Annotated in this window: 2 protein-coding genes; both read right to left on the bottom strand. The window is 32.9% G+C overall.

The genetic code is table 11. From position 1 onward, the window contains the following. Positions 1-258: 258 nt before the first annotated feature. On the bottom strand, positions 259-672 hold the full coding sequence (locus tag ACFIO3_RS12730) for a DUF6163 family protein (RefSeq protein WP_375606870.1): 414 nt from the start codon (positions 670-672) through the stop codon (positions 259-261). Further along, positions 669-1637 (bottom strand): enoyl-CoA hydratase/isomerase family protein (locus ACFIO3_RS12735; protein ID WP_375704577.1); only part of this gene is annotated, 969 nt, incomplete at its 5' end. The genes ACFIO3_RS12730 and ACFIO3_RS12735, both read right to left, overlap by 4 nt.

Raw genomic sequence — 1637 nt, forward strand, 5'->3', positions numbered from 1 at the left:
TCACTATTTTTGGTCTTTAAGGAATATACTTTAAAGACCAAATTTTATTTTAAAAGTAAATTGTATGATATAAATATGATGATGTTTTAAAGTAGGGTTTTCTTTTGGGATAAAGGATTTATCTTCTGTATCATGTTATCGCATAATATATATTATGGAACTTTTTAGAAAGGGCGTATTTTAATATATAAGAATAGAAGTTTGATAATTGAGGTGAATATCTTTTACTTATTACTTAAAAAACTTTTTGATGACTTTTCATAATGGTTTTTTATTTTTTACTCTTTTTAAAAAAATCATCATAATTTGTAAGATAATAAAAGCTAAAAATAATATTCCATGAAACAATGGTACAAAAGGCTGATAAATAAAATCGGAATAATATATTGCTATTGTTTCAATCAATGCGGCAACACACCATAAAATAATGCCCCATAGTGAATACATCCAAAGACCAATTAAAGCAATAGGATAGAGAATAGCCAATATAGCTGATGCAAATTGCCACTGCCAAGGCATAAGGTCAAAACGCCATAAAACACCTGGAAAGACCCCCACAAGGCGTATCCAATAAAAAATACCTAGAACTAAGCAAATAAGTGCCAAAAACCGTAAGTAACAGTTATAGATTAAATTGATTTTTGAAATCTGTTTGTGTGAATTATTTTTCACAATAATAACTCTTGTTCAACAGGTTGGAAGTAAGAATCTACCATTTCATCTGTCACATTTGAAAGTTTATCTGGCTGCCATTGAGGTCTTTTATCCTTATCGATTAACATAGCACGTATACCTTCATAAAAATCATGTGAATAAATCATATGATGCGCTATGCGGTTTTCAATTTTCATACAGTCTTCCAACGTTTGAGATGAATTTTGTTTCATTTGTTTCCAAATAACTTTTAAACTTGTCGGAGAACGTGACTGCAAAATATCATAACATTCTTTAGCAAATAAAACATCTTCATTGCTTTTTTTATGTAGCAACTCAAGACATTCTTCTAAGCTGTGGGCACTAAAACAACTGTTAATAATACAACGTATCTCATGACTCGTTTCATAATCTTTTGTAATTGCTCGCTGGTTTAAAGCTAAAGTGGGATCTCCTTGCTCAATAACAGCTTTTCTAACCCTATCGAATTCAATTTCAGAAACTGCATGTGTTGCTAATCCTAAATTTAAGCAATCTCCCCACTTTATGCGTGCGCCCGTTAATGCAAGATAGATGCCAAAATGATTGGGAAGAGATGGTAAGAAAAAACTTGCACCTACATCTGGGAAAAACCCAATCGCACCTTCTGGCATAGCAAAAACTGTATTTTCTGTAACAATTCGATGCGAACCATAGAGAGAAATACCTACCCCTCCCCCCATCCAAATACCGTTTAAGAAAGAAATGTAGGGTTTTGAAAAATGTTTGATATAAGCATTTAAGCTATATTCATCCCTAAAGTATTGACAAGCAGAGGCACTTTTCCCCATATGATGGATTTCCACAACATCTCCACCAGCACAAAAAGCACGACCCTCCCCTTCAATTAAGACACAAGAAACATTGTCATCTGTTTCCCATGTTCTGAGAGCTTTTCTTAAAGCTGAAACCATTCGTTGATTAAGAGCGTTTAATGCTGAAGG

It is taken from the genome of Bartonella sp. AD328YNZD, from assembly GCF_042196425.1.